Annotated in this window: 2 protein-coding genes; both read left to right on the top strand. The window is 72.0% G+C overall.

Annotation, left to right across the window (positions count from 1 at the left end; translation table 11 throughout):
* The coding region (locus tag ACZ4FV_RS52495) for an ATP-binding cassette domain-containing protein (RefSeq protein WP_465328586.1) at positions 1-315 on the top strand (315 nt) is incomplete at its 5' end.
* Positions 312-1,045: ABC transporter permease (locus ACZ4FV_RS52490; protein ID WP_465328585.1), on the top strand; the 734-nt coding region annotated here is incomplete at its 3' end. The genes ACZ4FV_RS52495 and ACZ4FV_RS52490, both read left to right, overlap by 4 nt.

Genomic DNA, 1,045 nt, shown 5'->3' with positions numbered 1-1,045 from the left:
CTGGGCAGCCGACTCGACCACGTCCCCCGCGAATTGTCCGGCGGCGAACGCCAACGCGTCGCCATCGCCCGCGCACTGGTCGCCCGCCCCGCACTGGTCCTCGCCGACGAACCCACCGGCGCACTCGACTCACGCTCCGGGACGACGGTGATGCAACTCCTGCACGAACTCCACACCGACGGCACCACCATCGTCGTCATCACCCACGACCCCGGGATCGCCCGATCGCTGCCCCGCCGGGTCGAGATCCTCGACGGCCGCATCCACGCGGACAGCGGAGCGACGAACACGCTGCCGGTGGGGGTGCCCGGATGAGGAGGACCGGCCAGGACACCGTCACCACCCGACCGACGCCGGTGCCGCTGCCCGACACAGCGCGGCTGGGACCCTTCGACGTGGTGCGCGTCGGCCTGCTCGGCGTACGCGGCCGGCCGATGCGCGCCGTCCTGTCCGGCCTGGGCATCGCCATCGGGATCGCCGCCATGGTCGCCGTCCTGGGCATCGGCACCGCCAGCCAGGCCCGACTCATGGACCAGATCCGAAGCCTGGGCACCAACATGCTCTCCGCCGGACCCGGCGACTCCATGTTCGGCGGCAAGGTCCCCCTGCCCGAGAACGCCGTCGACATGGTCCGCCGCATCGGCCCCGTCACCTCCGCAAGCGCCACCGCCCAACTCGACCGCCACAGCGTCCGACGCACCGACCGCATCGACCCCCGCGAAACCAAGGGCATCACCGTCGCCGCCACCCGCGAGGACCTCCTCGACACCATCGGCGGACGGGTCGGCAGGGGGCAGTGGTTCAACGCCGCCACCTCCCGCTACCCCACCGTCGTCCTCGGCGCACGAGCCGCCGAACTCCTCGGCGTCGACGGACCCGACCGGCAAGTGTGGATCGGCCACCGATGGTTCACCGTCATCGGCATCCTGGACCCCATACCCCTGGCACCCGAGGTGGACCGCACCGCGCTGGTCGGCTGGCAGGCCGCCCGCGACCTCCTCGACTTCGACGGACACCCCACCCGCATCTACGAACGCTCCACCGA

It is taken from the genome of Embleya sp. NPDC025285, assembly GCF_055558835.1.
Note: the sequence above shows the minus strand (reverse complement) of the source record. Positions and strands in the feature narration are given on the sequence as shown.